9 protein-coding genes are annotated in these 8157 nt (G+C 47.1%); 7 read left to right on the plus strand and 2 right to left on the minus strand.

The window, feature by feature from the left end; genetic code table 11:
* Positions 1-5: 5 nt before the first annotated feature.
* Complete coding sequence (locus ACK8OT_RS13785) at positions 6-674, minus strand: alpha/beta hydrolase (RefSeq protein ID WP_410197103.1); 669 nt, start codon at positions 672-674, stop codon at positions 6-8.
* A complete protein-coding gene (cyaY, locus tag ACK8OT_RS13790) occupies positions 667-987 on the minus strand; it encodes an iron donor protein CyaY (RefSeq protein ID WP_410197104.1) in 321 nt (106 codons plus the stop codon). Before cyaY ends, ACK8OT_RS13785 begins: the two co-directional genes overlap by 8 nt.
* Before the next feature lie 74 nt (positions 988-1061).
* Between cyaY and lptM the strand changes: the two genes are divergently transcribed.
* From lptM to uvrD, 7 genes are all read left to right on the plus strand, one after another.
* On the plus strand, positions 1062-1241 hold the full coding sequence (lptM, locus tag ACK8OT_RS13795; RefSeq protein ID WP_410197105.1) for an LPS translocon maturation chaperone LptM: 180 nt from the start codon (positions 1062-1064) through the stop codon (positions 1239-1241).
* Positions 1242-1251: 10 nt separating this feature from the next.
* Positions 1252-2505, plus strand: a complete 1254-nt coding sequence (gene lysA, locus ACK8OT_RS13800) for a diaminopimelate decarboxylase (protein WP_410197106.1) — start codon at positions 1252-1254, stop codon at positions 2503-2505.
* Positions 2506-2518: 13 nt separating this feature from the next.
* The gene (gene dapF, locus ACK8OT_RS13805; protein ID WP_410197107.1) at positions 2519-3346 is read left to right on the plus strand and encodes a diaminopimelate epimerase; all 828 of its coding nucleotides are present in this window, start codon (positions 2519-2521) and stop codon (positions 3344-3346) included.
* A complete protein-coding gene (locus tag ACK8OT_RS13810) occupies positions 3343-4053 on the plus strand; it encodes a DUF484 family protein (protein ID WP_410197108.1) in 711 nt (236 codons plus the stop codon). Before dapF ends, ACK8OT_RS13810 begins: the two co-directional genes overlap by 4 nt.
* A gap of 20 nt (positions 4054-4073) precedes the next feature.
* Positions 4074-4988 carry a tyrosine recombinase XerC gene (gene xerC / locus ACK8OT_RS13815; protein ID WP_410197109.1) on the plus strand — a complete coding sequence of 305 codons (915 nt, stop codon included), beginning with the start codon at positions 4074-4076 and terminating at the stop codon, positions 4986-4988.
* Positions 4985-5695: an HAD-IA family hydrolase gene (locus ACK8OT_RS13820; protein WP_410197110.1), complete on the plus strand. Its 711-nt coding sequence runs from the start codon at positions 4985-4987 to the stop codon at positions 5693-5695. Before xerC ends, ACK8OT_RS13820 begins: the two co-directional genes overlap by 4 nt.
* A 108-nt stretch (positions 5696-5803) precedes the next feature.
* Complete coding sequence (gene uvrD, locus ACK8OT_RS13825) at positions 5804-7975, plus strand: DNA helicase II (protein WP_410197111.1); 2172 nt, start codon at positions 5804-5806, stop codon at positions 7973-7975.
* The last annotated feature ends 182 nt before the right edge of the window (positions 7976-8157 follow it).

Here is an 8157-nt window from a genome sequence, read left to right on the forward strand (position 1 = left end):
TAACGCTAACAAGCCTTAGCTAATCTTTGTTTAAGCCACTGGCGAATATCCGCAATTTGCTGGCCGCACACACTGTGTGGCATGGCATACGTTTGCCATTGAGTGGTAAATCCCTGTTGATCCAAAACTTGTTTAGCTTGTTTGGCCGCTTGCAGCGGAACCACTTCGTCATATTGACCGTGTTGCATCAAAATAGGGGTATCTTGATTCGCATTGGTCTTCTCTTGAGCTAGCTTATTCGGTTGGCATAGATAAGTAGACAACGCCATGATGCCAGCAAAGCGATATTGACTGCGACACGCTAAGTGCAACGCGATCACTCCCCCTTGAGAAAATCCAGCAATAACCATGTTTTCAGGGGCGATGCCTTGGCGAATTTGTTGCTCGATCAGTTCGTTAACCTGCGCAACCGATTCCAATACGCCAGCTTCATCGGCGCGATTCGCTAAATCCATGGTCTTGATATCATACCAAGCGCGCATTCTCTGTCCCTGATTTAGGGTAACAGCGCGGATTGGGGCGTGAGGAAAAATAAAGCGAATACTATGCCTTGTGGGTAACTTAAGCTCAGGCACGATAGGCGCAAACCCCGCGCCTGAGTCGCCCAAGCCATGTAACCAAATCACACAAGCGGTCGCGCTTTGACTCGGTTCAAGGGTAATGGCTTCAAGCATGGGTTAGATCAACCTTAATGCCTGATTGCTTTTCAATCGCCGCGCTTAAGAAGCTGAGTAGCTCGCCGCCTTCGCGATTATCAATCCAAGGGCCGTCTTTATATTCAAAATGATGACCGTTAAATTTGGTCGCTACCCAAATTTGATGTAGCGGCTCTTGGCGGTTAATCACGATTTTCGAACGATCGGCAAATTCGAGTTCAAGCACGCTACCATTGATTTCCCAATCAATATCATCTTCAAAAGGTTCGACCTTTTCCGTCAGCAGTTGGTAAAATTCATCGGCCAAACGGTGAAATTCAGTGTCATTCATTGTGTCATTCCTATTGCTTTTATCATGGTGAATGCGATTATAGTGCCCATAACCGTTTTTGATACAGAGTGATTATGAGCAGAGCAAACCAAATTGCCTTCAGTTTAGGCTTGGTTTTACTGCTTGCGGGGTGTGGTGTCAAGGGACCGCTGTATTTACCTACGCCTGAACCGCAACCAGAAGCGGTATCGGAGCCGACGCCGATGCCGACAGCAGAATTAACCAATAATAACGAAATCGAACAATCTAATTAGGGGTGGAGCTTTGGATTATTTTAATTATCAGGAAGATGGACGTCTTTTTGCAGAAGATTTAGCAGTCGAAGATGTGATTAAGCAAAGCGGCACGCCAGCTTATATTTATTCGCGTGCGACCATAGAGCGTCATTGGCATGCGTTTGATCAAGCCGCAGGTGACCACCCTCATCTCATTTGTTATGCGGTGAAAGCCAATTCCAATTTAGGTGTGCTTAACCTAATGGCAAGATTAGGCTCTGGCTTTGATATCGTGTCTGTGGGCGAGCTATTGCGCGTATTAAAAGCCGGTGGCGATCCACAAAAAGTGGTGTTTTCGGGTGTCGGTAAGACCGAGCTTGAAATCCGCACCGCCCTTGAAGCGGGCATCTACTGCTTTAATGTTGAATCGGAAGCCGAGTTGCTGCGCATCAATGAAGTCGCTGCCCTGATGAATAAAAAAGCGCCAATCTCGATTCGCGTGAATCCAAACATAGATGCGGGCACTCACCCTTACATCTCTACTGGCTTGAAAGAAAACAAGTTTGGTATCGATATTGAAAAAGCGCCTGCCATTTACCAAATTGCCAGTGGTCTAGATAACTTAGAAATCAAAGGTGTGGATTGCCATATCGGCTCTCAGCTAACGGAAATTTCACCTTTCATTGAAGCCATCGACAAACTGCTTGTGTTGATCGACGATTTAGCAGCGAAGGGCATTGAAATTAGCCACCTCGATGTGGGTGGTGGTTTAGGTGTGCCGTATAACGGTGAAACACCGCCGCAACCAGCTGAATATACTAAGGCGCTAAAAGAGCGTCTTGGCGATCGTAAATTGAAGCTACTATTTGAGCCGGGTCGCGCCATCATGGCAAATGCCGGTATTCTGGTTTCTAAAGTTGAGTTCTTGAAGCTAACCGAGCATAAAAATTTCGCCATTGTCGATGCCGCGATGAACGATTTAATCCGCCCTTCACTTTACAGTGCATGGCAACGTATTGAGCCGGTTAACAAGTCAGCTGATCGTCAAGCTCGCGTTTATGACGTGGTGGGACCGATTTGTGAAACCGGTGATTTCCTAGGTAAAGATCGTGAACTTGCCATTGAGCAAGGGGATTATGTGGTCGTTCGCAGTGCGGGTGCTTATGGCTCAACCATGGCATCTAACTACAATAGCCGTTGTCGTCCTGCTGAAATCATGGTTGACGGCGATCAAGCTTATTTGGTTCGCGCCCGTGAAACCCATGAAGACCTGTGGAAAGGTGAAAACGTATTACCTTCCTGAGGAATTGGACTAGATGTTAGTAAACTTTTCGAAAATGCACGGCTTGGGTAACGACTTTATGGTCGTCGATAATGTTACCCAAAATGTGTTCTTTTCCAATGATGTGATCCGCCGTTTAGCGGATCGCAACTTTGGTATTGGCTTTGACCAGCTGTTAGTGGTTGAGCCGCCTTATAACCCCGATCTCGACTTTCATTACCGCATCTTCAATGCTGACGGCAGTGAAGTTGAGCAATGTGGTAACGGTGCGCGCTGCTTCGCTCGCTTTGTGCGAATGAAAGGCCTAACCAATAAAAACCGTATTGGCGTCAGTACCGCTAAGGGCAAGATTGAACTTATTGTGCAGCAAGACGGTAATGTCACCGTAGACATGGGGCCGCCTATTTTTGAGCCGGCTAAGATCCCGTTTAAAGCGCAAAAAGAAGAAAAAACGTATCTGGTACTCACCGATGAAGGTGCCACTATGTGTGGCGTGGTTTCCATGGGGAATCCTCATTGTGTGGTCTTGGTCGATGATATTGATACCGCTCCAGTTGAAATTTTAGGTCCGCTACTTGAAAACCACGAGCGTTTTCCACAGCGTGTCAACGTCGGCTTTCTGCAGGTAGTTGATCAAGGCTATGGCAAACTACGGGTTTGGGAGCGCGGTGCGGGTGAAACCTTAGCCTGTGGCTCTGGTGCTTGTGCCGCTGCCGTGGTGGGGCAATTACAAGGCAAGCTTGGGCCTAAATGTACCCTTGAATTACGCGGCGGCAAACTCAGCTTTGAATGGCAACCGGGTGGTTCGGTGATGATGACAGGCGCGGCAGAGCATGTTTTTGATGGGCAAATTCAGTTATGAGTGAGCGTCAAATAGAGCCCCATCAAATTGCGGTTGATGAAGAGCAGGTAGCTCAATTTTTGGCTAACTCGCCTGATTTTTTCTTGCGTCATCCTGAGCTGCTGCGTTCACTTAAGCTGCCCCATGAAGAGCATGGCACGGTTTCGTTAGTGCAATTGCAAATGCAGCGCCAGCGCCAAAAGGTGGCTCAGCTCGAAGAAGAAATTACTCAATTGATGAGTATTGCGGCAGAAAACGAAGGTATAGCGCGCACTTATGGCGATTTGTACCCTGAGTTATTACAGGCGCAAACCTTAAATCAATTGGTGCGTACCTTAACTAAAGTGTTTAAGCAGCAGCTGCGCTTGAATGCTCTGGCCTTAAAGCTAGACAATGATTTCTTTGATTTGCCTGTGCAATACGCCGCTTATGGGTTAGACAAAACAACCCTAGATGGCTTGCGCACGCAGCGCTTACGCAACCATGAACATTACTTTGGTCGGATTAATCAGGCGGACAAAAACGCTATTTTTGGTGAGCAGGCCTTGGTGAATTCGGTAGCCTTAATTGAGCTGGGCGAAAACGGTAATCAAGGGTTGCTCGCGGTTGGTAGCGCCAATGCCGAGCATTTTGTACCCGAAATGGATACCTTGTTGCTCGATCAACTTTGTCGCGTCATCGCTATTTTGTTACCAAAATTGGTGAAAGTGAAAGACCCACAAGCGTAATACAGTGATTGAGGTGATGTATGCATGAAGGTATGCAAGAGTGGCTTGATGCATTTTTACAGCACCTCAAATCCGAACGTCAACTCAGTGGTCATACCTTGGCCAACTATCAGCAACATTTGCAGCAATTTATGGCCTTGTTGGCTAAGCGCCATATTGATCACTGGCGCGATGTTGACTCGCAGCATGTGCGTCAGCTGATTGCTCAGTTGCACAAAAAAGGCATTAGTGCCGCCAGCATTGCTACTAAGCTTTCCGCTTTACGCAGTTTTTATGCTTTTGCCTTGCGTCAAGAATGGCTTAAGTTGAATCCTTGCACCGGCGTCAGCCCGCCTAAACAAGGGCGACCATTACCGAAAAATCTCGATGTTGACGATATCTTAAAGCTGTTGGATTTAGACGCCAGCGATCCCCTAGTGATACGTGATAAGGCCATGATGGAGTTAATGTATTCGTCGGGTCTGCGGTTACAAGAATTGGTCAGTCTAGATTTGAACTCGGTTAAGTTAGATGAGCGCCAAGTGCGCGTGATAGGTAAGGGTAATAAAGAGCGTCTGCTTCCGGTTGGCCGCCAAGCCATTGAGAGTATTAATGCTTGGCTAAAGGTGCGCGGTGAGTTTGCCTTACTAGATGAGCCCGCCCTGTTTCTCTCGAAACAAAAACGGCGTATCTCGGTGCGCAGTGTGCAAACACGGATGGAGCAGTGGGGGCTTAAGCAAAGCTTACAAGCGCAAGTTCATCCCCATAAGCTGCGCCACTCTTTTGCTACCCATATGTTAGAATCCAGCGGAGATTTACGCGCGGTTCAAGAATTATTGGGCCATGCCAATATTTCCACCACTCAGGTATATACGCACTTAGATTTTCAGCATCTTGCTAAGGTTTATGACAGTGCTCATCCAAGATCAAAACGCAGTAAAGAGAGCAAAGAATGAAATTCTACCGTCGCTTAAAACCCTTCAAGGCCATCAGTTTTGATCTTGATGATACCTTGTATGACAACCGCCCGATCATCATAAATGCCGAGCAACAAAGCCTAGCCTATTTACGCCAACAAGATCCTAAGCTGGCCGAGCTGACTGAAGAGCAATGGCATGACTACAAGCTTCAAGCCTTGGCGCTTGAGCCTAAGCTACAAGATGATGTGACCGCTTGGCGTTTAGCCGCGCTTGATTTGATCTTTACCGAGCTTGCCCATCCGTCACCCGAGCAACAGGCACAGCAAGTGTTTGATTATTTTCTCGCGGTTCGCAGTGACTTTACGGTGCCGGAGTCAAGTTTACAGGTATTAGCACAGCTGGCGGAGCATTACCCAGTTGTCGCCATTACTAATGGTAATGTTGATTTAGACAAAATTGGTTTAGCGTCGGCGTTTAGTTTAGTGCTCAAAGCAGGAGATGGGCTTAAGGCAAAACCGCATCTGGATATGTTTGATGTGGCCGCAACGCATTTAGGTGTTGACGTAACCGAACTATTACATGTTGGTGATCACTTAACCACGGATGTTTTTGGTGCCAAACAACACGGCGCGGGGGCGGTCTGGTTTAATGACCAAGGGCATTTACTACGTCGCCATCAACACAGCCGCTTACTACCGGATCTAGAAATTTCTGAGTTGAGCCAACTACTGCATCTGCTATAACCCGAGTTAATCATCGCGACTAACAAGCTGGGTCGAGGGCTAATTATTAGCATCTCGCACCAGTTTGGGTATAATCCTCTCATTACTGAATAAATAAACAGTGCTTATATGAATCCTGAACTCTTGCTTGATGGTCTTAACGACAAACAGCGTGCGGTGGTTGCCGCGCCGCAATCCAGTAAATTGGTCCTCGCTGGTGCGGGCAGTGGTAAAACACGGGTGTTAGTGCATCGCATTGCTTGGCTACTGCAAGTTGAACATAGCTCGCCGTTTTCAATTATGGCGGTGACCTTTACCAATAAAGCGGCTAAAGAAATGCGCGCTCGGGTTGAGGGTTTATTAGGCAATGGCGCTGGCGGTATGTGGATTGGTACCTTTCATGGTATCGCCCACCGTTTATTAAGAGCGCATTACAATGATGTGGGATTGCCGCAAGATTTTCAGGTGCTTGATTCAGATGATCAATTGCGACTATTAAAGCGCATTTGCAAGGGCATGAACCTAGATGAGAAAACCTTCCCGCCCAAGCAAGCCCAATGGTATATCAATGGCAATAAAGACGAAGGCTTACGCCCTAAGCATCTGGACGCATTTGGTGATGTGATAGAAGGCACCTTTATCAAAATTTACCAAGCCTACCAGGAAGCGTGTGATCGCGCGGGTTTGATTGATTTTGCTGAAATCCTGCTGCGCGCTCACGAGTTATTCCTCAATAACCCATTTATCCTTGAGCATTACCAAAATCGATTCCGCAATGTCTTGGTGGATGAGTTCCAAGATACCAACAACATCCAATACGCTTGGTTAAGGTTGCTGACCAGTAGTAATAACCACCTAATGATAGTCGGCGATGATGACCAATCTATCTATGGTTGGCGTGGGGCGCGTATTGAAAATATTCAGCGCTTTCTTGACGATAACAAGGGCGCAGAAACCATTCGCCTAGAACAAAACTACCGTTCTACCGCCACTATTCTAAAAGCCTCAAACAAGCTCATTGCCAATAACAGTGAACGCATGGGTAAGGAGCTGTGGACCGAAGGTGACGCTGGTGAGCCGATCTCGCTATATGCAGGTTTTAATGAAGTGGATGAAGCGCGCTTTGTGGTCGGGCAAATTAAAGAGTGGCGCGATGAAAAAGGTGATTTAAAAGATTGTGCCATTTTATATCGTAACAACGCCCAATCACGCGTATTAGAAGAAGCTTTGATGCAAGCTAGCTTGCCTTACCGCATTTATGGCGGCCATCGTTTCTTCGACCGTCAAGAGATTAAAGATGCGTTAGCCTATCTACGCATCATGAATTCTCGCCTAGACGATGCCGCGTTAGAGCGGATTATCAACACGCCAGCAAGAGGCATAGGTGATAAAACATTAGGCATCTTACGCACAGCCGCGCGAGATCGTGGCCAAACCTTGTGGCAAACCTTAACCCAGTTACTCAGTGAAAAGGTGTTTGCGGGAAGAGCGGCTTCGGCTCTAACTAATTTTGTGCAGTTAATCGACCAGCTAGAGCAAGACACCACCACGCTTCCTCTACATGAGCAAGTGGATTTCACCATTCTTCATTCTGGTCTTCAAGCCATGTATCTAGCTGAAAAGGGTGAAAAGGGTAAGGCACGGATTGAAAACTTAGAAGAACTTGTAACGGCAACCAAGCAATTTGAAAAGCCGGAAGAAGCCGAAGAGATGTCGGATCTGACGGCATTTTTAACCCATGCCGCATTAGAGGCGGGTGAGCAGCAAGCGGATGAATTTGACGATGCGGTGCAAATGATGACCATGCACTCAGCGAAAGGTCTGGAATTCCCCTTAGTGTTTATTGTTGGGGTAGAGGAAGGCATGTTTCCAAGCCAGCAATCGGCGGAAGACCCGATGCGTTTGGAAGAAGAGCGCCGTCTTTGTTATGTAGGCATGACCCGCGCGATGCAAAAGCTTTATTTATGCTACGCCGAAAGTCGACGTCTGTATGGTCAAGAGAAGTTCCACCGTCCTTCGCGCTTTTTAAAAGAGTTGCCAGATGACTGTATCAACGAAGTTAGGCTGAAAACCCAAGTTAGTCGACCGACGCAATTTAGTCGCTTTTCGAACAGTTCGGTTAATGAATCGTTTGAAAGCACGGGTTTCGCTTTAGGCCAGCGTGTGCAACATGCCAAATTTGGTGAAGGCACCGTGCTTAACTACGAAGGAAGCGGTGATCATAGCCGGATCCAAGTACACTTTGATAACCAAGGCAGTAAATGGTTGGTTACATCTTATGCTCGGTTAGAAAAGATCTAGGTGAAAAAGGCGCTTTTTCCTGAACTTTAGTTTGCTTTTTGAGCGTTTCGAATCAAAAAGACAAAAAGAACGATCTTTTTGCAAAAAAGCCTTGCGCCGAAAACGAATCCCCCTATAATGCGCATCCACTGACACGGCGCAGCGCCTAGCGAAACGCAGTGTTAGGGAGTCGGAAGCTAAGG

This window comes from Motilimonas thetidivivens (assembly GCF_046452435.1).
Classification (GTDB): domain Bacteria; phylum Pseudomonadota; class Gammaproteobacteria; order Enterobacterales; family CBDFNC01; genus Motilimonas.